Source organism: Agrobacterium sp. CFBP2214 (genome assembly GCF_030209895.1).
Classification (GTDB): domain Bacteria; phylum Pseudomonadota; class Alphaproteobacteria; order Rhizobiales; family Rhizobiaceae; genus Agrobacterium; species Agrobacterium radiobacter.
In genome coordinates, this window is the sequence record NZ_JARVRC010000006.1 from 453,559 (window position 1) to 475,905 (window position 22,347).

Annotated in this window: 18 protein-coding genes and 2 tRNA genes; 1 reads left to right on the plus strand and 19 read right to left on the minus strand. The window is 59.5% G+C overall.

Annotation, left to right across the window (positions count from 1 at the left end; all coding sequences use genetic code 11):
• Positions 1–98 precede the first annotated feature (98 nt).
• From QRN60_RS17765 to QRN60_RS17780, 4 genes are all read right to left on the minus strand, one after another.
• On the minus strand, positions 99–287 hold the full coding sequence (locus QRN60_RS17765; RefSeq protein WP_026364035.1) for a Trm112 family protein: 189 nt from the start codon (positions 285–287) through the stop codon (positions 99–101).
• A gap of 10 nt (positions 288–297) precedes the next feature.
• Positions 298–969, minus strand: coding sequence for an LON peptidase substrate-binding domain-containing protein (locus QRN60_RS17770; RefSeq protein WP_003506267.1), 672 nt, complete (start codon positions 967–969; stop codon positions 298–300).
• A gap of 68 nt (positions 970–1,037) precedes the next feature.
• Positions 1,038–2,006, minus strand: a complete 969-nt coding sequence (gene trxA / locus QRN60_RS17775) for a thioredoxin (RefSeq protein WP_112295528.1) — start codon at positions 2,004–2,006, stop codon at positions 1,038–1,040.
• Positions 2,007–2,060: 54 nt separating this feature from the next.
• Positions 2,061–2,570 (minus strand): prolyl-tRNA synthetase associated domain-containing protein, encoded by a 510-nt coding sequence (locus QRN60_RS17780; protein ID WP_077998630.1) that lies wholly within the window; start codon positions 2,568–2,570, stop codon positions 2,061–2,063.
• A gap of 253 nt (positions 2,571–2,823) precedes the next feature.
• Between QRN60_RS17780 and QRN60_RS17785 the strand changes: the two genes are divergently transcribed.
• Positions 2,824–2,898, plus strand: a tRNA-Gly gene (locus tag QRN60_RS17785).
• Between the two features lie 819 nt (positions 2,899–3,717).
• Here QRN60_RS17785 and QRN60_RS17790 read toward each other — a convergent pair.
• The 15 genes from QRN60_RS17790 to tolR all read right to left on the minus strand — a co-directional run bounded on the left by QRN60_RS17790 (position 3,718) and on the right by tolR (position 22,301).
• Positions 3,718–3,794, minus strand: a tRNA-Met gene (locus tag QRN60_RS17790).
• A gap of 135 nt (positions 3,795–3,929) precedes the next feature.
• Complete coding sequence (gene mnmA / locus QRN60_RS17795; protein ID WP_003506260.1) at positions 3,930–5,126, minus strand: tRNA 2-thiouridine(34) synthase MnmA; 1,197 nt, start codon at positions 5,124–5,126, stop codon at positions 3,930–3,932.
• Between the two features lie 207 nt (positions 5,127–5,333).
• Positions 5,334–6,524, minus strand: a complete 1,191-nt coding sequence (locus QRN60_RS17800; RefSeq protein WP_003506259.1) for an OpgC family protein — start codon at positions 6,522–6,524, stop codon at positions 5,334–5,336.
• Between the two features lie 490 nt (positions 6,525–7,014).
• Complete coding sequence (locus QRN60_RS17805; protein WP_003506258.1) at positions 7,015–8,091, minus strand: Tim44 domain-containing protein; 1,077 nt, start codon at positions 8,089–8,091, stop codon at positions 7,015–7,017.
• Between the two features lie 222 nt (positions 8,092–8,313).
• On the minus strand, positions 8,314–9,909 hold the full coding sequence (serA, locus tag QRN60_RS17810) for a phosphoglycerate dehydrogenase (protein ID WP_003506257.1): 1,596 nt from the start codon (positions 9,907–9,909) through the stop codon (positions 8,314–8,316).
• Between the two features lie 83 nt (positions 9,910–9,992).
• On the minus strand, positions 9,993–11,171 hold the full coding sequence (locus QRN60_RS17815) for a phosphoserine transaminase (RefSeq protein ID WP_060723156.1): 1,179 nt from the start codon (positions 11,169–11,171) through the stop codon (positions 9,993–9,995).
• Positions 11,172–11,383: 212 nt separating this feature from the next.
• Positions 11,384–12,229 carry an outer membrane protein gene (locus tag QRN60_RS17820; RefSeq protein ID WP_003506253.1) on the minus strand — a complete coding sequence of 282 codons (846 nt, stop codon included), beginning with the start codon at positions 12,227–12,229 and terminating at the stop codon, positions 11,384–11,386.
• A gap of 188 nt (positions 12,230–12,417) precedes the next feature.
• Positions 12,418–13,770, minus strand: a complete 1,353-nt coding sequence (gene glmM / locus QRN60_RS17825; RefSeq protein ID WP_003506251.1) for a phosphoglucosamine mutase — start codon at positions 13,768–13,770, stop codon at positions 12,418–12,420.
• A 189-nt stretch (positions 13,771–13,959) separates the two neighbouring features.
• A complete protein-coding gene (gene ftsH, locus QRN60_RS17830; RefSeq protein WP_003506249.1) occupies positions 13,960–15,906 on the minus strand; it encodes an ATP-dependent zinc metalloprotease FtsH in 1,947 nt (648 codons plus the stop codon).
• Between the two features lie 154 nt (positions 15,907–16,060).
• Positions 16,061–17,398, minus strand: coding sequence for a tRNA lysidine(34) synthetase TilS (gene tilS, locus QRN60_RS17835; RefSeq protein WP_099087324.1), 1,338 nt, complete (start codon positions 17,396–17,398; stop codon positions 16,061–16,063).
• A gap of 27 nt (positions 17,399–17,425) precedes the next feature.
• Positions 17,426–18,445 (minus strand): tol-pal system protein YbgF, encoded by a 1,020-nt coding sequence (ybgF, locus tag QRN60_RS17840; RefSeq protein ID WP_003506245.1) that lies wholly within the window; start codon positions 18,443–18,445, stop codon positions 17,426–17,428.
• Between the two features lie 158 nt (positions 18,446–18,603).
• Entirely contained in the window at positions 18,604–19,137 is a 534-nt protein-coding gene (gene pal, locus QRN60_RS17845) for a peptidoglycan-associated lipoprotein Pal (RefSeq protein ID WP_003506243.1), read from the minus strand.
• Positions 19,138–19,347: 210 nt separating this feature from the next.
• A complete protein-coding gene (gene tolB / locus QRN60_RS17850) occupies positions 19,348–20,655 on the minus strand; it encodes a Tol-Pal system beta propeller repeat protein TolB (protein ID WP_003506242.1) in 1,308 nt (435 codons plus the stop codon).
• Positions 20,656–20,675: 20 nt separating this feature from the next.
• Positions 20,676–21,830 carry a cell envelope integrity protein TolA gene (gene tolA, locus QRN60_RS17855; RefSeq protein WP_112295526.1) on the minus strand — a complete coding sequence of 385 codons (1,155 nt, stop codon included), beginning with the start codon at positions 21,828–21,830 and terminating at the stop codon, positions 20,676–20,678.
• A 9-nt stretch (positions 21,831–21,839) separates the two neighbouring features.
• Positions 21,840–22,301, minus strand: coding sequence for a protein TolR (gene tolR, locus QRN60_RS17860; RefSeq protein WP_003506238.1), 462 nt, complete (start codon positions 22,299–22,301; stop codon positions 21,840–21,842).
• Positions 22,302–22,347 lie beyond the last annotated feature (46 nt).

The following is a 22,347-nucleotide window of genomic DNA, read 5'->3' on the forward strand; positions in this document are numbered from 1 at the left end:
GATATGTCGGGCGGGACTCTGGTCAAATCCACGCATGGTTGTCAACGCATCTTCGTCAATTCGCGACACGCAATGTGTGGAGGTGATAACCGGGGAGGTTAGTCTTCTATCTTGCGCGCTTCCGAAATCAGCATGATCGGCACGCCGTCGCGGATCGGGTAAGCAAGCCTTGCACTTTCGGAAATAAGTTCGTTGCGGACGCGATCATAAGAAAGACGCCCCTTCGTCAAAGGACAGACCAAAAGCTCCAGCAGCTTGGGGTCGACACTGCTCATCCTGTCGTCCATGGCGGCGTTCCTATTGCAGCACGTTGCCGCCCTCACCCGATCCCTGCGCAAGAACGATCTCGGTGATGGCGATCAATGTTTCGGCCCTCGTCTTCAGATCAGGCGCTTCCAGCAGCGCCTGTTTTTCGGCGGGTCCAAATGGAGACATCATGGAAAGCGAATTGACGAGAACACGGTTGCCCGCCCTTTCAACGCTTTCCCAGTCGGCTTCCAGCTGGTTGGCATCCAGAAACGAGCGGAATACCCGCAGCAGGTTTTCACGATCCACGGCCTCCTCGTCATATTCGCCCGAGAGATCGGCGATGAAAGGCGCGTGCCGGAAGCTGCGATAGGGCTCGCCCACCCCAACCTCTTCCAGCAGGCGGAAGCGGCAGACACCGGTGAGCGAGATGATGTAACGGCCATCGCCGGTTTCGGAAAAGGAGGTGATGCGGCCGAGGCACCCGACTGCGCTCAGAGGCCCGCCTTCAAGACCGGACTCGATGACGTGAAGCGCCGGCTGCACCATGCCGATGAGCCGGTGACCCGCCAGCGCCGTGTCGATCATGGCAAGATATCGCGGCTCGAAAATATTGAGCGGAAGATGGCCTTCCGGCAGCAGCAGGGCACCGGGAAGTGGAAAGACCGGCACGGTTTCCGGCAGGTCGTCGTTCTTTACATATCTCGCATTTCCGACGTGCATGGGATCAAGCCCCCTGTTCACTGCTGCCCGGCCGGCGGAGCAACCGCCCTGGCCGGGATATGCCCGCATTACGAAAACAGTATCGCCGAAAGCTTCCGGCGGCCGGCAATGGTTGCCGGATCCTTGAAACCCCAGGCCTCGAAAAACTCCAGAAGCTGGCGGCGCGCGCCGTCATCGTCAAAGGTGCGGTCCTTGCGCATGATATAGAGCAGATGATCCGCCGCCTCGTCGCGTCGGCCCTGCGCGTTCAGCACCTTGGCAAGCTTCACCCGCACCTCGTGTTGATCGGGATTGAGCGCCAGCTCGCGCTCGAGCGCCACGGGGTCGCCGATCTTGCGGGCTTCCTCATATTGCGCGATCTTTTTCGAAACGAGCTGAATGCCCGCATCGTCATTGAGTTCCTGAGGCAGGGACGAGAGCAGCTCGCTGGCCCGCTCATATTGACCGACCGCGATCATGCATTCGGCGATACCGGCAATCGCTGCGGGATTTTCCGGATCGGCCTGCATGACGGCGCCGAAAAGCTGCGCTGCGCCGTTAAAATCGCCATCTGCCAGAAGCTGCTTTGCGTCTGTCAGAACGGCCTCGATCTCAGCCTTGGGATCGCCCGCGTCAGGTCCTGCAATCTTTTCGATGAACTGTTTGATCTGGCTTTCCGGAACGGCGCCCATGAAGCCATCCACGGGCCGGCCGTCGGCAAAGGCGACGATTGCCGGAATGGACTGGATGCCGAGCTGGCCGGGAATGGACGGATGATCGTCAATGTTCAGCTTCACGAGCTTCACACGGCCATTCGCCTCGTTGATGACCTTCTCAAGCACCGGCGTCAGCTGTTTGCACGGGCCGCACCAGGGCGCCCAGAAATCCACCAGAACCGGCTGGCGACGGGATTCTTCAAGAACATCCTTGGAGAAACCGGCCGTCGTCGTGTCCTTGATGTGGCCGGAGGCCGCACCGTTAAGCTCGCCATTGTGATGCGCGCTTGCGGTCATCTGCCCGCTATAGGAACCGCCGTAAGGATTATTGTCGCCGCTCATGCCGGTCTCCCGTAAACTTCTGTCATCTGTCTTATTTGAAGCAAAGATCGTATCTCACTCGCTGACTTTCAAGACAAGCGGCGCATGTCCCGTTGCCTCGAGAAAGCGAATGAGATCTTTGGACGCGATCGTTGTTGTCTGGTCGTTGGAAAGCGGATGGCCGTTCACCAACTCGTTTTCCAGGAGATCGCTGTCGAGCACGAAGGTGACCTGCCTGTCCGTGTCGTTGATGGCCCCGAACACCGTGACCGAACCCGGCACGACACCCAGATATTCCAGCATTTTTTCCGGTCGGCCGAAGGACACGCGACTTGCCGCCCCGATGGTCTTGTGAACGCTTTTCAGGTCCACGGCCGCATTTTCCTCAACCGTCAGCACGAAATACTGATCCTTCTTGTCCTTTACAAAGAGGTTCTTTGTATGACCGCCCGGAATGAGGTCGCGCAGCGACTGGGATTCGGCGACGGTGAACACCGGCTCATGCTGTTTCGTGGTGTGGGAAATGCCAAGCCCGTCGAGAAACTCGAACAGTTCCGTTGCCGTCTTCTGGGAATTTTCCGCCATATCCTGCCGCCCGCCTCTGTCGATTCCGTTTTCCTTGTTTCCTGATTAAGGGGGTAACTGAGGCTTGGCAACGCAGGAAAAAACAGCGGAATGAAAAATTCTCAATCATTTCCGCCGCTTGTCGCATTTCTCAAAGAAATTTTCGCGTTTTTGTCATTTCCCTGTTGCATTCCAGAATCGATTGAGCGATATAGCGCCCGTCGCCGCTTGGCGGCCCACGGTTCAGCGAACTACCCCGGACCGGTGGATTTGAGCGGGTGTAGCTCAGGGGTAGAGCACAACCTTGCCAAGGTTGGGGTCGAGGGTTCAAATCCCTTCGCCCGCTCCAAATTTCCCTAAAGATTGAATCCTCAGGAAAGCACCGTTGTTTCCGCACGCCGAATCGTTCCGGGCGATGCGGCCTGGAATACCTTGCCTTCGCAGCACTCCCGTCGGCACGACGCTGCGGAAATTATCCCGCAATCGGAACTTATGTTGAAGATGTCCGTTTCAGACACGAGGCTCCTAACCTCAGTTCCCCTCTGATTGCCCGCCTTGAGCGGGCATCTTTTTTTGCTGGCGCCACCACGCGCGAAAATAACAGCATCAACCCTGGAACGGCTCATATGCGCCGGACGTTCTCCTGCGTTGATAAACAGGGGAAGAGCCATGTCCGCATATTCCAGAAGAATTCTTTTGACTGCCGCATTCGCCGTCCTGTCGATACCAACCACATCGCTTGCCGCAGACATGGTCGTTTATGGCCGCGAACAGGTTTCACCGCACAAGACACATCACCAAACGCGGACCGTTGAAAAAATGGGGTGCACCGAAAACCTGGTGTCCTACCGATCCCCTTACCAACGGCACACGGAACTGGTCACGCTTTGCCATCCACCAATAAACTGGAGAACAGGGCCCTCCACCGCAACAATATGGTCGCCTTGATCTTGCCATAATTCATTCAATGTGCTTTTGTGCAGCCGCCCTTGTGGGAGGGGGTAAAGGTTGAGACCCGCTGGCTGCATTTTTGTAGTAAGCGGGTTTCCCTTTTTTTGGGCGAAACTTACCGGCAAACACCATCTGATCCATCGTTTCTCGGGGCTTGGAGAAGCGACGAAACACAGGCGCAGAACGCTACTGGCTAGATTTTTCATATGAAGGAAAGTGGTAGCGGGAGAGGGACTTGAACCCCCGACACGCGGATTATGATTCCGCTGCTCTAACCACCTGAGCTACCCCGCCACAGTGGAAACGTGACAGTCATGTGACCGGCCGTTCCATCAGGATGAGCGGCTTATAAGGTGCCGCTCCCCAAAGTGTCAAGCGCAAGATGCGCAAAAAATTCGCTTTCCGCATTGCTGCAAAAAGCGAATGGTTTCAGGCGGCAACCGGCTTTTCCAGAAGCGCCTTGAGCGATGCCTCGGCTTCAACCGAGCGTTCCGACCGTTCGATGAAACCGCCGCCGTAAACGCGGGCATCGGCCCCGGGTGCGGAATAGAGCACGCAGGCCTGGCCAGGAGCGACGCCGGCCTCACCGGTCATCAGATCCACATAGATACCGTTTTCGTCCGCATGCAGCATCGCTTCGGTTGGTGGGCGGGTGGAGCGCACCTTGGCGAAACAGGCAAAGCCCTGCCCTGCGTCACTCGCCAGCTCACCGTCGCCCAGCCAGTTCATGTCGCGTAGATAGACACGACGGGTTTCCAGCGCCTCGCGCGGGCCGACGATGACCCGGCGGCCCCGCGCATCGAGATGCACGACGTAGAGCGGCTCACCGGTCGCGACGCCGATGCCCCGGCGTTGGCCGATGGTATAATGCACGATGCCGTCATGGCGGCCGAGCACGCGCCCGTCCAGATGGACGATATCGCCGGCCAAGGCCGCATTCGGCTTCAGCTTGTTGATGATATCGGTATATTTGCCCTGCGGCACGAAACAGATGTCCTGGCTGTCGGCCTTCTTGGCGACGACAAGCCCCATATCTTCCGCCAGCGCCCGCGTTTCGGCCTTGGAAAGACCGCCCAGCGGGAAGCGCAGATAGTCGATCTGCTCCTGCGTCGTCGCAAACAGGAACCAGCTCTGGTCACGGTCGCTGTCAATCGGCCGATAGAGCGCACGCCGCCCCGGCTGACCGGCAACGGGATTGGGGCGCGAGCGGATATAATGGCCGGTCGCCAGTGCATCGGCACCCAGTTCCTGTGCCGTAGCGAGCAGATCGGCGAATTTCACCGTCTGGTTGCAGGCGACGCAGGGGATCGGAGTTTCACCCATCGCATAGGCTTCGGCAAAGGGGTTGATCACGGTTTCACGGAACCGCGCTTCGTAATCCAGCACATAATGGGGGATACCGAGCGTTTCGCAGACCCTGCGCGCATCGTCGATATCCTGCCCGGCGCAACAGGAGCCGGCGCGGTGCACGGCGGCACCGTGGTCATAAAGCTGGAGGGTAATGCCGAGGACATCATAGCCCTCGCGCTTGAGGATACCGGCCACCACGGAAGAATCGACGCCACCGGACATGGCGACAACGATCCGGGTATCTTCCGGCCTCTTGTCAAAATCGAGCGTATTCACGTTTTTTCCCATCGTCAGTCATAACGGGGGTAAAGGCCCCGCCGCCTGTCGGTCATCCGCTGCGAGAAGCCATGGCCATCAACCGGGCCGTCCTGTCTCGCCGATCTGCGGATTTAAGGGCTGCATATAGAAAGGAATGGCCGCGCACGCAAGTACGGGGCGGAAAACCGCCCCGCAAAGCAATCAGATTCGGTCCGCGACAGGCTGTTAAGCGCCGGCCGTCTTCTGGCCGCTGCTGCCGAACCACTTGTCGCGCTCCCGCCACAGGGCCGGCAAGGCCAGCAATCCGATGGCCGTAAAAGCGATCAGCGTCTTGTTGAGCTGCGACAGTTCCGCCGTGCGGCCGTCGAGATAATAGACGCCGTAGACGATCGCCACATGCCAGACATAGACCTGCAGCGAATGGCGGCCGAGCAGTTGCAGGAACTTCAACGACAGCACCCAGATGACGCCTTCGGCGATGGAACGCACGAGCGGACGGTGGTGGTGCGGACCGGCAATCACCAGCCAGGTCAGGCCGACGCCAACCGCCAGGAAGTTGATGAGGTAAACCGGGCCGAAATCGGCGCGGATTTCCATGGTGGAGAACTTGCCCATCATGAATTCCGGCATCAGGCCCCAGGCGGTGGCGATGCGCAGCGGCATGAAGAACAGGCAGATGACAAGCGCTGCCTTTGGAAGCCATGTGTGCTGCGGTGAGAAGATCGCCTTCCACGGAATGCGGTTCTGCGCCGTCATCGCGCCCATCACCAGCGCCGAATAGAAAACCAGTTGCCAGCCGAGCAGGTTGAAGCTGACGCGGATACCCTGCTCGTCCGCACCCTTGACGAGTTCGTTGAGCGGCGTCGTCACGATCTGCTGAAGACCAAGCTGGCCCGCCATCCAGACCAGCAGGGAACCGGCCATGACATACGCCCACTTGCCGTCAAGGCAGAGCTTAACAAGGACCGGCGCAAACAGCATGTAGACGATATATTGCGGCAGAATATCCATGAAGGTCGGCTGGAAGAGGAATGTCGCAATCGCCGCCAGACGCAGCGGATCGTCGAACGTCGTCATGCCCAGCCAGTTGTACCAGATATAGGGCGCATGCGGGATGACCATGCGGAAGAACAGCACGGCGATGACGAGACCCATCGCATAACGATAAAGCTCCATCGCCCGGTTCCAGATCATCTGTTTGCCGGCGTCATAGCCATATTTCATCATCTTGCGCGCATAGACCATGCCGATCAGCAGGCCGGACAGGAAGACGAAGCCCTGCGCGTCCTCGACAAAGGCAAACTGCCGGTGATTGATTTCCACCAGCCAGAAGCCGCCGGCAAACACCAGATGGTTGATCAGCATGAAGACGAGGAAGTAACCACGCATCCCGTCGATCAGGTCGAAGCGTTTCATCTCGATAGCTCTCCGTTCTCGCAGGGCCTGCATTGCCCGGCCACCCAGCCCGGCTTGCGGGAGGCGGGCCGGGAATTGGATTGTCAACGCTGTTTTGCGGCTGTGGTTCCCTTTCCAAAGCGGTTTAGAACCGGCGCGAAAAGTCACATTGACGTGTATGCTTTCTGGTTAGGATGCAGGGACTGAATGCCGGATGAATGAAAAAAGGCAATTCCGTGAAGCGGTCGAGCCATGCACCGGCGACATGCCACGACAAACAGGGCTCAAAACCCTGCATAGCAGGGTGAAGCGGAAATTGCAGCCAATGATCGGCGGAGATATCACCCGTTAGATTTATCAATCGGTTTTTTGCCCTGCCGCGTCTGCCCAGGGCAAGGAGTATCCGGGACTAAATTTCAGGACGGTCGACGTCTTTGCGTCCTGATAAACAAAAGCCCGGAGGTTCGTGAACCTCCGGGCCATTTCGTTCTATAAAACTCGGGCTGTTGCCTCAGGCGGCGGCCTGAATGGCGGCGACCTGCCAGTTATCGTTGCCGGGGCGACGGACGAAGGTCCACATCTCGACCGCTTCGGACGGATGCTGTTCATCGCCTTCGACTACCTTGCCGGACGTGCGGTCACGCATCACGTCGATGGCGGAGTAACGCATCGCAACCGTTGCGTAATCCTGCCCTTCTTCGTGCCAGGCTTCGGCGACATCGCCCTGCAGCAGCGTCACGTCGCGCACGTCGTTTTTCACACCGCTGGTCGCGTTGTCGCTCAGTTCTTCCGCGAGATAGGACATGGCTTCCGGCGTCGTCAGCTTGCGCAGCGTGCCGTAATCCTCGGCCGCATAGGCAGCCTGCACATCTTCCAGCATTTTCTGGAAGGTTTCGAGGTCACCCTGCGTGATACCGATTTCATCGCCTTCCGAGATGGCATTGGCGTGGGGCACGGGCTTTGCCGTTGCCGCAGTAGCAGCCGCAGCACCACCCGCAGCACCGGCCAGAGCACCAATCTTCGGAATCTTGAACGAGGATGCGGAAGGACCCGCCTGCGAACCGCCATTATAGGAGGAACTTGAATGATCCGTGCGCTGCGAACCGCCGGCCGAGCCATAAGCGGGCTGACCCTGACGGCGCGATGCGAAGAAACGCATGGCGAGCATAACGAGGAGGCCGATCAGCGCCACCTGCAGCAGCATGCCGAAGAAACCGGCCATGCCACCAAAGCCACCGCCGAGAAGCATGCCGAACAGGCCGCCCATCAACAGGCCGCCCATCAAACCACCCATCATGCCGCCGAACAGGCCGCGATTTTGCTGCGGCGCCTGCGCACCGGGACGGGCCGGCTGAGCAGCGCTCGGTGCTGCCTGATTAGTATTGGGCGTCATGCTGCGGTTGATCGGCGCGGTCTGGCCGGGCGCCGTGCTGGTCGAAGGCGGAGCCGAATAGGTGCGCGTGCCGCGGCTGCCGAAACCACCGCTGGCGCGGCGTGCTTCTGCCATATCAACAGCTACGAAAGACACCGCGATACCAAGCGCGGCGACTGCGAACAAACCCTTGAAGCGCCGAAAGGCAGCAAACATCGTTATCTCCTGTTGGCCGCCCTCCCATGAGCGGCATCTCAGCAGGCGATATAGCAACTCATGATCATCATTTTTAGACCACTCGGCTTAAATTTTTTGTGATATGCAACCGAGGCGCGAGACCGGCGCGGATTGCCATAAAATGGGCAACTGGAGAAACAAAAACCGGCGCAGGGTTGCCCCTGCACCGGTCCTTATTGTCCCCTTGGGAGGAACGATAGATCAGTCGACGTTAAACGTCAGCGGCTTGACCTGGCGGATGGCCGGGTTGGCGCGCAGCTTGTCCAGCACCTCTTCGGAAACCGGGCCGTCAACATAGAGCAGCGCGATGGCGTCGCCGCCTTCCTTTTCACGGCCGAGCTGGAAGTTGGCGATGTTAACGCCAGCTTCGCCGAGCGTGGTGCCCATGAAGCCGATCATGCCGGGAACGTCGGTGTTGGTGATGTAGATCATGTGCGATCCGACATCCGCATCCATGTTGATGTTCTTGATCTGGATGAAGCGCGGCTTGCCATCCGAGAACACCGTGCCGGCAACCGAGCGTATCTGGTTTTCGGTCTTGACCGTCAGCTTGATGTAACCGTCGTAAACACCGGTCTTGTCGCGCTTGACTTCAGAAAGGATGATGCCCTTTTCCTTGATCATGACCGGGGCCGAAACCATGTTCACATCCGCAACCTGGCTGCGGATCAGGCCGGCCAGAAGGGCGCTGGTCAGCGCCTTGGTGTTCATGTTGGCGGTTGCGCCATCATAAAGGATTTCGATTTCCTTGGTGGCGCTTTCCTGCACCTGACCGACGAAGGAGCCGAGAACATCCGCCAGACGGATGAAAGGCTTCAGGCGCGGTGCTTCCTCAGCCGTGATCGACGGCATGTTGATGGCGTTGGAGACGGCACCCTTGACCAGATAATCCGACATCTGCTCGGCAACCTGAAGAGCGACGTTTTCCTGTGCTTCCGTGGTCGAAGCGCCGAGATGCGGCGTGCAGACGACGTTTGGCAGGCCGAAAAGCGGGCTTTCGGTGGCGGGTTCGACTTCGAACACGTCAAAACCGGCGCCGGCGACATGGCCGGACTTGATGGCTTCGGCAAGAGCCGCTTCATCCACCAGACCGCCACGGGCGCAGTTGACGATACGCACGCCCTTCTTGGTCTTGGCAAGGTTTTCGGCATTGAGGATGCCGCGCGTCTTGTCAGTCATCGGCACATGCAGGGTGATGAAATCGGCCTGCGCCAGCAGTTCGTCGAGCTCAACCTTGGTGACGCCCATTTCCTGCGCGCGCTCCGGCGACAGGAAGGGGTCGTAGGCCAGAACATGCATCTTGAGACCAAGCGCACGCGAGCAGACGATGGAGCCGATATTGCCGGCGCCGATGACGCCGAGCGTCTTGCCGGTGATTTCGACACCCATGAATTTCGACTTTTCCCACTTGCCGGCCTGCGTAGAGCTGTCGGCGGCCGGAAGCTGGCGCGCAACGGCAAACATCAGCGCGATGGCATGTTCCGCAGTCGTGATGGAGTTGCCGAACGGCGTGTTCATGACGATGATACCGCGGCGCGAGGCGGCCGGAATATCGACATTGTCGACGCCGATGCCGGCGCGGCCGATGACCTTGAGGTTGGTTGCCGCCTCGATCAGCTTTTCGGTCGCCTTGGTGGCGGAACGAATGGCCAGACCATCGTAATTGCCGATGATTTCGGCAAGTTTGTCCTTGTCCTTGCCGAGCTTCGGCTGGAAATCGACTTCGACGCCACGATCACGGAAAATCTGGACGGCGGTTTCCGACAGTTCGTCGGATACGAGTACGCGAGGTGCCATGGTTCACGGGCTCCTTGAAAAGCGGTGCAGTTTTGAAAACGGGGAATGTGCGGCCCTGCATCAGCGCAGGGCCGGTATCAAAATCAGGCGGCAGCCTTGGAAAGTGCTGCCTTCTGCGTCTGGTAAGCCCAGGCGAGCCAGGGCATGACGGCTTCCATATCGGCCGTCTCGATGGTCGCGCCGGCCCAGATGCGCAGACCGGACGGTGCGTCGCGGTAAGCGCCGATATCGAGGGCGACATTTTCCTTTTCGAGCAGGGCGACGACGCCCTTGGCGAAATCGGCCTGTGCGGCGGCATCCAGCGCCTGCACCTCGGGATCAACGATCTTCAGGCAGACGGAGGTGTTGGAGCGGGTTTCCGGCTTGACGGCCAGGTTGGCGATCCAGTTGTTCTTCTCAATGAAGTCGTAGATGACCTTGGCATTGGCGTCGGCACGGCCGATCAGCGCCTTCAGGCCACCGAGGTTCTTCGCCCACAGCAGAGCGTCGATATAGTCCTCAACGCAGAGCATGGACGGCGTGTTGATGGTTTCGCCGGTGAATATGCCTTCGATGAGCTTGCCGCCGGAGACCATGCGGAAGATTTTCGGAAGCGGCCATGCCGGCGCGTAGCTCAGCAGGCGCTCGACGGCGCGGGGCGAAAGAATGATGACGCCATGGCCGCCCTCGCCGCCCAGAACCTTCTGCCAGGAGAAGGTGACGACGTCGAGTTTAGTAAAGTCCATGTCCTGCGCGAAGGCCGCCGAGGTGGCGTCGCAGATGGTCAGGCCCTTACGGTCGGCAGGGATGAAGTCGGCATTGGGAACGCGAACGCCAGAGGTGGTGCCGTTCCAGGTGAAGACGACGTCACGGTCGAAATCGACTTCGGCGAGATTCGGCAGCAGACCGTAATCGGCCTCGAACTTGCGCACGTCCTTCAGCTTAAGCTGCTTGATGACGTCGGTAACCCAGCCAGCGCCGAAGCTTTCCCAGGCGAGCATGTCAACGCCGCGTTCGCCCAGCAGCGACCAGAGCGCCATTTCAACAGCGCCGGTGTCGGATGCGGGAACAATGCCGATACGATAATCGGCAGGAACATCAAGAATTTCACGGGTGAGATCAATGGCCTGCTTCAGCTTGGCTTTGCCAACCTTGGCGCGATGCGAGCGACCGAGCGGCGCATCGGAGAGAGCATCTAGCGACCAACCGGGACGCTTCGAGCAGGGACCAGAGGAAAAATGCGTATTGCCCGGACGCACGTCCGGCTTCACTATATCTGTCATTTGACTACCCTTCCAGATAGGCGCTCCACGTTAGGGTGGAGTGTCCTGACGCCGTTGCTATTCCTGTCGCCGATCCCAGTCAAGCGGAATATGTCGCTGCGCAGAAGAATTTTGGTCCATATGCGTCATGCGCGGTGTCCGATGCCGGTAAAACAAAACCGCCCGCACCCGGAGGATGCGGACGGTCTGAAAGTACCAGCGGTGCGTGACGTTTATTTATAAACGGCAGGCTGCAGCGGAATATCAGCGGGCGGCATGTATTGCGCAGTGTCGCAGCCATTGAAGACATAACGGCCGCCGACGCGCACTTCATGTGAATAAAGGCCCTTGTCACGGCCCGGACCGCCGCCATTCTCATAAGCGAACATATCGCCCTTGTTGATGTGGCGGAAACGGTAGCCGATATCGGCCTTCAGGTTACAGGTGACGTCAATGGACGCACCGGCCATCAGAGCGTAGGCAAAGCGCCACTTGCCCTTGCCGCCATGTTCGGTGGTCGGGTCGCAGCCAAGGCCATTGACGCTGCACGACGTGTTGCGCAGCTTGTCCCATTTCACGTAAGAGCCGCCGATACCGCCGCCCACATAGGGTGTGACGCGGCCATAGGTGCCGAGATCGACATAGGCGTTGGCCATCAGCGTGTAGGCTCGCAGGGAGCTAAGATCCGCCGAGACGCAACGACCGGGAACAGAGCCACAGAAGCCGCTCGTGGAGCCTCTGAAATCCGATTTGCCCATATAGTCAAAGGTCACGTCACTGCGGAAATAGTTGTTGAACTGATAACCGACACCGCCGCCGATGACATAGCTGTCCTTGATTGTCGCTGTATCAAAATCCTGCAGATAGCCACCCGGGCCACCCTGATAATAATGGGCGCCGCGCAGCTTGTTGAAGGAATAACCGACATCGCCGCGCAGATACCAGCCGCTCGCCTGGGTGATCGCGACCTCGGGGGCCTCGACATAGGCCGGTGCGGGTTCGGCTTGATAAAGATCGGCAGCGATAGCGCTGGTACCGGTCAGCAGGACGGCCAGAAATCCGGCCAGGGCGTTTTTCATGACTTCCACTCCAGAAGAGGCACGTGCGTTTTCGGCAGCAGATGCCAGTGAACTGTTCAGTCATGGAGATTGACGTAAAATGGTTAAGTCCCGATTAACCACGATCATTCACTATATTTATTAGCAAATACGCAAAGAAAAAGCCGGCTGAGCAGCCGGCTTTGTTAGGACATTACTGACGCCTCGGCTCACGCGGCCGAGCGAGCATTGGCAATGACGCCGACGAGATCATTGACGATCTGCTCCACCTGCGCGCTGTCATCACCTTCCGCCATGACGCGGATCAGCGGCTCGGTGCCGGAGGGGCGGATGACGAGGCGGCCATTATTGGCCAATGCGCTTTCCGCATCCGCAATCGCCTGCTGCACAACAGGATTTTCCAGCGGCTTGCCGCCGGAGATACGCACGTTCTTCAAAAGCTGCGGCACCGGCTCAAACTTGCGGCAGACTTCGCTGACCGTGAGGCCGGAGCGCTTGACCTTGGCGAGAACCTGCAATGCCGCGACGAGGCCATCGCCCGTCGTGCCATAGTCCGACAGCACGATATGGCCGGACTGTTCACCGCCGACGTTGAAATTGTGGTTGCGCATGTGCTCGACGACATAACGGTCGCCCACCTTGGTGCGGGCAAGAGTGAGGCCCTTGTCGCCGAGGAAGCGTTCCAGCCCGAGATTGGACATGACAGTCGCGACTATGCCGCCGCCGCGCAGTGTGTTGTCGGCAGCCCAGCTATCAGCGATGACAGCCATCAGCTGGTCACCATCGACGATCTCACCGCGCTCATCGACGATGATGACACGGTCCGCATCGCCGTCGAGAGCAATGCCGATATCGGCCCGCACTTCATGCACCTTCTTCTGCAGGGCTTCCGGATGGGTGGAACCACATTCGAGATTGATGTTGATGCCGTTCGGCTCATTGCCGATCGTGACGACTTCCGCACCGAGTTCCCAGAGCGCAGCGGGTGCGACCTTGTAGGCAGCACCATTGGCGCAGTCGATCGCGATCCGAAGCCCGCTCAGCGTCACATCGCGCGGCAGGGTGCGTTTGACGAATTCGATATAACGATAGATGTCACCATCCACGCGCTTGGCGCGGCCGATCTCGCTCGGCTTGGCGAGCTGGGCGTAGATATCCTTGTCGAGAAGGTCCTCGATCTCCAGCTCCAGCTCGTCGGAGAGCTTGTATCCGTCAGGTCCGAAAAGCTTGATGCCGTTATCGGAGAAGGGATTGTGCGAAGCCGAGATCATCACGCCGATATCGGCGCGCAGCGACCGGGTCAGCATGGCAACGGCGGGCGTCGGGATGGGGCCGAGCAGGAAGACATCAAGGCCGGCGGCGGTGAAACCGGCAACCAGTGCGTTCTCCAGCATATAGCCGGAAAGCCGCGTATCCTTGCCGATGACCACGCGATGACGATGATGGCCCCGGCGGAAGATCGTTCCAACGGCAATGCCCACACGCATCGCCAGATCAGGCGTCATGGGGAATACGTTCGATTGTCCGCGGATACCATCGGTTCCGAAATAACGGCGTGCCATTTGAACTCCAAATCTTTCGGGCATTCCGGCAAAAGCTGAAAACAGCCGGAAGCGTTTTTGGCTAGATGCCACAAACCACGATAAACAGCACGTAAATTACCGCAAAAATGGCTTATATCTTGTTACCAAAATGAAAAGGCCACCCGGAAACCCGGATGGCCTTTTACAATTTCTAACATGCGCGGACGATCAATGCGGCTGCGGCTCCATGCCGCCTTCGGCCTCACCGTCACCCTTTGCTTCGCTCGGGCCGTCCTTCTTGGCGCCGGCTTTCGGCACCGCCGAACCACGGCTGCCCGGAGAATCGTCACCCAGATCGCGCGCCGGCTTCTCACCCCTCAGCAGCGCCTTGATCTCGTCGCCCGTCAGGGTTTCGTATTCGAGAAGACCCTCGGCAATTGCGACAAAGCCATCGTGGTTATCCGTGAGGATACGCCGTGCCTCGGTATAGGCCTCGTCGATCAGACGTCGGACTTCGGTGTCGATCGTCTGCGCCGTCGCCTCGGAGACGTTCTTCGACTGAGAGACGGAATGGCCGAGGAAGACTTCCTGCTGGTTCTCACCATAGGCCACCTGGCCGAGAGCGTCGGAGAAGCCCCATTGCGTGACCATGGCGCGGGCAAGCTTGGTGGCCTGCTCGATATCCGAAGACGCGCCTGACGTGATGTTCTCCTTGCCGAAGGTCAATTCCTCGGCAACGCGGCCACCCATCATGATGACCAGGCGCGACACCATCCACTTGTAGCTCATGGAATAGCGGTCGCCTTCCGGCAGCTGCATAACCATACCCAGTGCACGGCCGCGCGGAATGATCGTCGCCTTGTGCAACGGATCGGCCACGGCAACCTTCAGCGCGGTGATGGCATGGCCGGCTTCGTGATAGGCCGTCAGCTTCTTTTCGGCCTCGGTCATGGCGGAGGAGCGGCGCTCCGCGCCCATCATGATCTTGTCCTTGGCGTCCTCGAATTCCTGCATGGTGACCACTCGCTTGTTGCGGCGGGCAGCCATCAGGGCGGCTTCGTTGACGAGGTTCATGAGGTCCGCACCGGAAAAACCGGGAGTGCCGCGGGCCAGAATCTTGAGATCGACATTCGGCGCCAGCGGCACGTTGCGGATATGCACCTTGAGGATGCGCTCGCGGCCGACGATATCAGGGTTCGGCACGACGACCTGACGGTCGAAGCGGCCTGGACGCAGAAGTGCGGGGTCAAGAACATCGGGACGGTTGGTGGCAGCGATGAGGATGATGCCTTCATTCGCCTCGAAACCGTCCATTTCGACCAGCAGCTGGTTCAGCGTCTGCTCACGTTCGTCGTTACCGCCGCCAAGACCGGCGCCGCGATGGCGGCCGACAGCGTCGATTTCGTCGATGAAGATGATGCAGGGTGCATTCTTCTTAGCCTGCTCGAACATGTCACGCACGCGGCTTGCGCCGACGCCGACGAACATTTCCACGAAGTCCGAACCGGAAATGGTGAAGAACGGCACATTGGCTTCGCCGGCGACGGAACGCGCCAGAAGCGTCTTACCGGTACCCGGAGGGCCAACAAGCAGCACGCCGCGCGGAATCTTGCCGCCGAGGCGCTGGAACTTCTGCGGGTCGCGCAGGAATTCCACGATTTCCTCGAGGTCCTGCTTGGCTTCGTCCACACCTGCGACGTCATCAAACGTCACGCGGCCATGCGCTTCCGTCAGAAGCTTGGCCTTGGACTTGCCAAAGCCCATCGCGCCACGGGAACCGCCCTGCATCTGACGCATGAAGAACAGCCAGACGCCGAGAATGAGGAACATCGGCAGAAGCGTGCCGAGATAGCTCAGAAAACCGGAGGAACCGTCGCTTTCGGGACGCGCCACGATCGTCACGTTCTTGCTCTGCAAGCGCTCCATCAGGCTGTCGTCGATGACGGGGGAATAGGTCTGAAAGGCCGTGCCGTTTTCGGTATAGGTTCCGAGAACCCGGTTACCGGTGACGGTCACGTCGCGAACTCGCCCGGAATCCACATCGCGAAGAAACTGGGAGTACGGGATTTCCCGCGAGCCCGTTTGCGTCGGCGAGGTCTGGAACATGCTGAACAGCGCGATCAGCAAGAGGGCGATCACGGCCCACAAGGCGAAATTTCTGAAATTTGGGTTCATCGAACTCCCCGAACTCACACGGGCATATCTGCTGCCCGCTATTATGTGCCCCTAACATAAGGACGACATCCGCCGTTGCCAAGGCAAAGCGCGTTATCTGATGCGTTTTGGTGTAAAAACTCTTCCATGGCAATTCACGAAAAAGAGGCCGGATTTAAACCGGTGGCTGTGGATAGGCCGTCCGTCCGAATAAATTGGCGATTGCATTTGCCAACTCAAGGTCGAAGCGCGGCAGGAAAAGATCGAAAGGTGCAAGCCTCGGCGTGATGGTGACGGCCTGCGGCATGGAAACCTCCCCTTCGGACGCTGCGGCAATTTGCGGCAGACCCGCCATCGCCGGTTTTGTCACCCCTGATGGCACCGACGGAAAATGCGCCGCCATTTCCACGGCATCACCAACCCTGCCCGCTTTGACAAGGATTGGAAAAGCCGATCCATTCTTCACAAGGAAACGATCGTCCCACAGCCCTTGCTGATGCGCGCCGACATGAAGCTCCGGCAGGTTTCGCTGCTCGCGCAACAAATAAAGGCCATCCCGCCGCCGATCGAGAAGAACACGGCCGACTGTCATTCGCCCGTTTTCACCCGTTTTGAGAAACCGCAAAACGCGCTCCATGCTGCTTGCGGCCGGAAAATATGCCCTTCCGCCAAGGGTGGCGATCAGCGCCGCCAACCCGTGCCGGAACTCGGGAAGATCGGGATTGACGGCATCGTCGGCCAGTCTGGCGAGAGCAGCATGGAAAATCTGCGTGTGATCGCGCAGGAAAACGGCTGTTTTGTCGGAAAGCGCCCGTCTTTTGAAAGAGACCTCCGCATCGATCAACGCTGGAGAGACGGGAAGCGCCTGCCGAACACGCACCCGCTCATATCTGATATTTTCATTGCTCGGATCGTCAAGCCACCCGCGCTCGCGGGACGATACATAGTCACGGATCGCCTGCCTCTCACACATCAGGAACGGCCGCATGACCCAGTAGCGGCTATCGTATAAAACCGCGTCCGCCATGCCGGATAGACCGAGATTATTACTGCCGCCGTTGCGGGCGGCGCGCATCGCCACGGTTTCACGCTGGTCGCCGATTGTATGCCCCGTCACGACAAGATCGGCGCCAGTCTCAAGGGCGACCTCGGCAATCAGGCGGTAGCGGGCAAGTCGGGAGGCTTCGGAAAGGCCGGAGGCCGGTTTGGCACCATCCCACCGGCGGGTAACGTGGGGGATGCCAAGTTCGGCGCAGAGCATGGCGACCTTGCACGCCTCATCGGCGGATTCCGCTCTCAGCGCATGGTCGACCGTGACGGCGGAAAGCCGCAAGCGGTCCTTACCCACTCCCGCCGTTGCCTCATGCAATGCCAGCAACAGGCCGGTGGAATCACTGCCGCCGGAGATTGCGACGAGGATATGGGCGGGGTTTTGTAGATTTCCGACAAAAAACTGTGCCGCCGCGAGCGGCGCAACTGTCTTTTCATTCGGAGTGCGGGCATCGACCGGCATGGAAATACCCGCAATGGCAGGGGAAAATCAGCAGCTCAGCCGTTTCTGTTCGCTGGCGACCTTGGTCAGCACGGTCTTCGAAGCATTGGGATAGCGCTTCGGCACCTCGCGCAGCGTGGCGCAGGCTGTTTCGGTATTGTCGAGAGCGGCGAGTGACATGCCGAGCTTCATCAGCATTTCCGGCGCTTTCGGAGACTTGCCATAGGCCTGATGGCCGTTCAGGAAGGTCTTGGCGGCCTCGTTGAACTTGCCCTGGGAATATTGCGCCTCGCCCAGCCAGAAGCTCGCATCGGCGGCCTTGGTGCCTTTGGGATAACCCTGCAGATATTGCTGGAAACCCTGTTCCGCCAGCTTGTAGTCACCGGAAAGGACATGGCCGTAGGCGGCCTGATAGATGTCGCCTTCGCTGGTCAGCGCCGCCGTGTTGACAGGATCGGTCTTGCGGGCGCTGTTGCCGGTGGTCACACCGGGAAGGTTGCCGGAGGAATTACTGGCGCCGGAATTGAGCGTGCCGCCAATCGGCATTCCCTTGGAATCAAGCTCGATCGAGCCGAGCGTCGTCTCTCCCGGTGCGCCTGTCGGAGCACTGGAGGGAGCAGAGGGAGAAACGGAAGCGCCACCCTCGGGTGGCGTTTCGATGATCGTTGCAACGTCGTCGGTCGGCGGCGAGGCCGGATTGACCGGACTGGCTTCCGCCTTCTTTTTCGGTGCAGCGGTCGGGCTTGCACCCTTGCCGCCGGCATTGCCGCCTTCCAGTTCCTGGAAGCGGAACTCGTTGTCTTCCTGCGCCTTGCGGATCGTTTCCTGCATCTGCAGAAGCTGGAAGCTCATTTCTTCGATACGGCCATTGAGCTGCCGGATCTGTTCTTCAAGCTGCTGAACCCGATAGGCTTCATTGGCCTGAACCCGGACGACCGGGAGCTGCTGTTGAGAGTTGATCGTGCCGAAGCTACCCCCCGCACCGAACAGCGGACCCGAAACGGCTGCGCCGCTCAAGCCGGTGCAGGCTGCAAGCCCCAGCATTCCCGCCACGACAAGTTTCTTCATCTCATTCGTCCTGCCTTAACTGATTTGCACCGGAATGGCGCAAGCCGGATTTTTTCCATATCAACCGAAAAAGCAACTTAACTTCGGCCAAACTATGAAAAAAACAAAAGGCGGCCCGAAGACCGCCTCCCATTCAAGATCACAATAACGTCAGGCAATCACATGCCCGCGCCACCGAGAACCGTCACGGCGCGGCGGTTCTGCGACCAGCAGGAAATGTCGTCGCAAACCGCGACCGGCTTTTCCTTGCCGTAGGAGATCGTCTTCATGCGGTTTGCCGGAACGCCCTGGGAAGCCAGGAAGTCGCGGGTTGCAGCCGCACGACGGGCGCCGAGCGCAAGGTTGTATTCACGCGTACCGCGTTCGTCGGCATGGCCTTCAACGGTGATGGCGTAGTTCGGATAACGGGCGAGCCACTGGGCCTGGCGCTGCAGGGTCTGCTGGGCGTCGGCGCGGATCGAGGTGGAGTCGGTGTCGAAGAAGATGCGGTCGCCGACATTGACCGTGAAGTCCTGCTGGGAGCCCGGCGTTGCGGAGCCCGCGCCACCAAGGCCGAGTTCACCGGCGCTGTTCGGCATGTTCTTCTTGTTCGCGCAGCCTGCGAGAGCAAGCGCGAGCGTCATGGCGATGACAGCCGGGTTACGGGCCAGTTTCTGCATGGGGCTGAGTGCCGAAATGTGTGTACGGCTCATCGCCGGTCTCTCCTTAGGATTTCAATAACGTTTCCGGACACTAACTGATCGCGGTTAATAGCCGGCAAACGCTTATGGTTAACAGAAAGGAAATGTCCCAGTTTTTTGCTCCCTCACAACACTTTGCGGCAAGAAAGAGGCGCACTTCCCCATGGTATCAGGTAAAACATGATGGCGCCGGTTCATGCCGGCGCCATCATGACAGTCATATCAGTCCAGAAGCGGCGACCATGCCGGATCCGAAGCGAAGGTCGGCGTCTTGATGAGCTGTTCGTTATAGCCCGTCAGGTCGATCGAATAGAGCTGCGGACCACCGGCACCGGCGTTCTGGCGGAAGAACATCAGCACGCGGCCGTTCGGCGCCCAGGTCGGGCCTTCATTGTGGAACCCGCTGGTCAGAATGCGCTCGCCCGAACCGTCGGTCTTCATCACGCCGATCGAGAACTTGCCGCCCGACTGCTTGGTGAAGGCGATCAGATCGCCGCGCGGGGACCAGACCGGCGTGGAATAGGAACCATCACCGAAGGAGACGCGCTGCTGGCCGGAACCATCGGCATTCATGACGTAGATCTGCTGGCGGCCGCCGCGGTCGCTTTCGAAGGCGACACGCTGACCATCAGGCGAATAGGACGGCGCCGTATCGATCGCCGACGTATTGGTCAGCCGCGTCGTGGTGCGCGAGCGCAGGTCCATGGTGTAGATATTGGCATTGCCATCCTGCTGCAGGCTCATGATGACCTTCTGGCCATCAGGAGAGAAGCGCGGCGAGAACGTCATGCCCGGGAAATTGCCGACCACTTCGCGCTGTCCCGTTTCCAGCTGCAGCAGGTAAACGCGCGGCTGCTGGCCTTCGAAGGACATGTAGGTCACTTCCTGACGGTTCGGCGAAAAACGCGGCGTCAGAACGATGTCGTTCGAGTTGGTAAGATTACGGACGTTGAAGCCGTCCTGATCCATGATCGAGAGCTGGCGCTTGCGGGCGGTTTTCGGGCCGCTTTCGGAGACGAAAACGACGCGGGTGTCGAAGTAACCCTTTTCACCGGTGACACGCTCATAGATCGCGTCGGCGATGATGTGGGCGACACGGCGCCAGTTTTCCGGCTGGGTGAAGAACTGCTGGCCGGTCATCTGCTGGCCTGCGAAAGTATCCCACAGGCGGAACTCGGCGCGCAGACGGCCATCGCTTTCACGCGTGACACGGCCGGTCACGAGCGCCTGGGCGTTGATGACCTTCCAGTCCTCGAAACGCGGCTGCTGATCCGGATTGCTGATCTTTTCGATGAAGGCGTTCTTGTTGACCGGCGCGAAGAGACCGGAACGCTGCAGGTCGGCAGCGATGACCGCGGAAACCTGCGCACCGATACCATCGCTCGACATGAAGTCGGTGATGGCGATAGGCAGCGGCTCGACATTGCCCTTGTTGATGTTGATTTCCACCCGCGCAAAAGCCGGTGCGGAGAAAACCGACATGAGGGCCGCGACAGCGAGCACCAGCCGGATCGGCGAAAATATCTTCATGTTGCCAGGCCTTTCAGCATTCATAGCAATTCACTGGGATCGAAGTTCACGACGACTTCGTTCCATGCGTCATATTTATCGGCAGGAAGGTTCGTGAACGGAGCAGAACGCATGATGGCGCGATAGGCTCCGCCGGAAAGAGCGCGGCGCGTTCCTTCCGAACCGCCGGTTGCCTCGATCTCGGGCCGACCGATGATGGTTCCATCACGGTCAAGCTTCATGGTGACCCGGACGCGAACGTCCGAGGCATCCGCCATGCCGGGAATGATCTGCCAGTTTTTCTGGATTGCGCCGCGCAGCGCATCCATTTCCGTCTGGCTGAGTGTAGAGCCGCCGGTCGATTTCTTGCCGCCAAGGGCTGCCTGCTGGGTGGAGCGCTTGGCGCCGCCGCCGGAAGGCGCCTGCTTGTTCAAAAGCGCTGCAACATCGTCAGCGTTGAAATCGCTTTCCTTCGAAGAGGCGGATTTTGCAGTCTCCTGCTTTTTCTCGCCCGGCTTCTTGTCGGAAGGCTTATCGGTGGATTTCGCCTGATCGGGCTTGGTCTCGGCCGGTTTTTCGGCGGGCTTGGTCTCGGCCTGCTTCGGCTCCTCCGGCTTCGGCGGCTCCGGGCGGGAATTCGGACGCGGCACGTTCTGCGGCACGGGAATTTCGGCCGGCTCCTGCGTTGCCGGCGGCGGCTCTTCGGCCTTGGTTTCCTGCGGCGGCGGTTCCGTCTTCGGCTGCGGCGCGATTTCAGGCTTGGTTTGCGGCAAGGCGGCCATTTCCTGCGGCTTGGGAGCCGAGGTTTCTTCCTTGACGATTTCCTTCACCTCGTTCGCCTTGGTATCGACGACCGGCTGCGGCTTCTCCTGCTTGGGCGGAGCCGCCGCGCTAATATTGTCGTTAGGCTTGGTGGTAGGCGTCGGGGGCGCGTCAAGATCGGCCGTGTTGTTGCCGACATTCTGGGCGTTCTCGATGATGTCAGGACGTGTGGTCGGAACAGGAGCGGACTTTTCGGCCTTCGGTGCCTTCTTGTCACCCTGCTGGATCTGGGTCAATTCCTCGATCGGCACCAGCTCGACAGGCAGGGCCTCGGCCTGCGACACGTCAAGCGGTTCCGGCGAGCCCAAGGAAACGAGGGCGAAAGCCAGAAGCGACGCGTGCACGATCGCGGATGTGGTAAGGCTGCCCTTCATCGTTTTACGTCAATTGTCCTGTTTCTGCTGGGTCACAAGGCCGATATTCTTGAAGCCTGCCGCCTGGATACGCGCCATCACGTCGGCAACGACGCCATAGGCGGCAACGGAATCCGCACGCACAAAGATGCGTTCGTTATAACCAGTCGTGGCGATCGCCTGCAGCTTGTCGGCCACTTCGGCCGCCTGAATTTCCGTTTCCTGCAGATGGATCTGGCCATTGGCATTAACGGAAATGGTGATCGGCTGCGTGTCCGAGTTCAACGCATTGGCGGAGGTCTGCGGCAAGTCGATCGGCACGCCGACAGTCATCATCGGCGCCGCCACCATGAAGATGATGAGCAGCACAAGCATGACGTCGACCAGCGGCGTGACGTTGATCTCGCTGATCGCGCCGCCTTTGCGTCGTCCGCCGCGCCCACCCCGGCGTCCACCGGAACCACCGCCGCTGCCACCTGCTGACATACCCATATCATCTACTCCATTTTGCCTTGCGGCAAATTACTGCACAGCATGC

Coding starts and splice junctions, on each gene's coding strand:
- QRN60_RS17765 (WP_026364035.1), bottom strand. CDS start 287: ATGGACGACAGGATGAGCAGTGTCGACCCCAAGCTGCTGGAGCTTTTG.
- QRN60_RS17770 (WP_003506267.1), bottom strand. CDS start 969: ATGCACGTCGGAAATGCGAGATATGTAAAGAACGACGACCTGCCGGAA.
- trxA (WP_112295528.1), bottom strand. CDS start 2,006: ATGAGCGGCGACAATAATCCTTACGGCGGTTCCTATAGCGGGCAGATG.
- QRN60_RS17780 (WP_077998630.1), bottom strand. CDS start 2,570: ATGGCGGAAAATTCCCAGAAGACGGCAACGGAACTGTTCGAGTTTCTC.
- QRN60_RS17800 (WP_003506259.1), bottom strand. CDS start 6,524: ATGAAACGCTTCGACCTGATCGACGGGATGCGTGGTTACTTCCTCGTC.
- QRN60_RS17805 (WP_003506258.1), bottom strand. CDS start 8,091: ATGTTTGCTGCCTTTCGGCGCTTCAAGGGTTTGTTCGCAGTCGCCGCG.
- serA (WP_003506257.1), bottom strand. CDS start 9,909: ATGGCACCTCGCGTACTCGTATCCGACGAACTGTCGGAAACCGCCGTC.
- QRN60_RS17815 (WP_060723156.1), bottom strand. CDS start 11,171: ATGACAGATATAGTGAAGCCGGACGTGCGTCCGGGCAATACGCATTTT.
- QRN60_RS17820 (WP_003506253.1), bottom strand. CDS start 12,229: ATGAAAAACGCCCTGGCCGGATTTCTGGCCGTCCTGCTGACCGGTACC.
- glmM (WP_003506251.1), bottom strand. CDS start 13,770: ATGGCACGCCGTTATTTCGGAACCGATGGTATCCGCGGACAATCGAAC.
- ftsH (WP_003506249.1), bottom strand. CDS start 15,906: ATGAACCCAAATTTCAGAAATTTCGCCTTGTGGGCCGTGATCGCCCTC.
- tilS (WP_099087324.1), bottom strand. CDS start 17,398: ATGCCGGTCGATGCCCGCACTCCGAATGAAAAGACAGTTGCGCCGCTC.
- ybgF (WP_003506245.1), bottom strand. CDS start 18,445: ATGAAGAAACTTGTCGTGGCGGGAATGCTGGGGCTTGCAGCCTGCACC.
- pal (WP_003506243.1), bottom strand. CDS start 19,137: ATGAGCCGTACACACATTTCGGCACTCAGCCCCATGCAGAAACTGGCC.
- tolB (WP_003506242.1), bottom strand. CDS start 20,655: ATGAAGATATTTTCGCCGATCCGGCTGGTGCTCGCTGTCGCGGCCCTC.
- tolA (WP_112295526.1), bottom strand. CDS start 21,830: ATGAAGGGCAGCCTTACCACATCCGCGATCGTGCACGCGTCGCTTCTG.
- tolR (WP_003506238.1), bottom strand. CDS start 22,301: ATGGGTATGTCAGCAGGTGGCAGCGGCGGTGGTTCCGGTGGACGCCGG.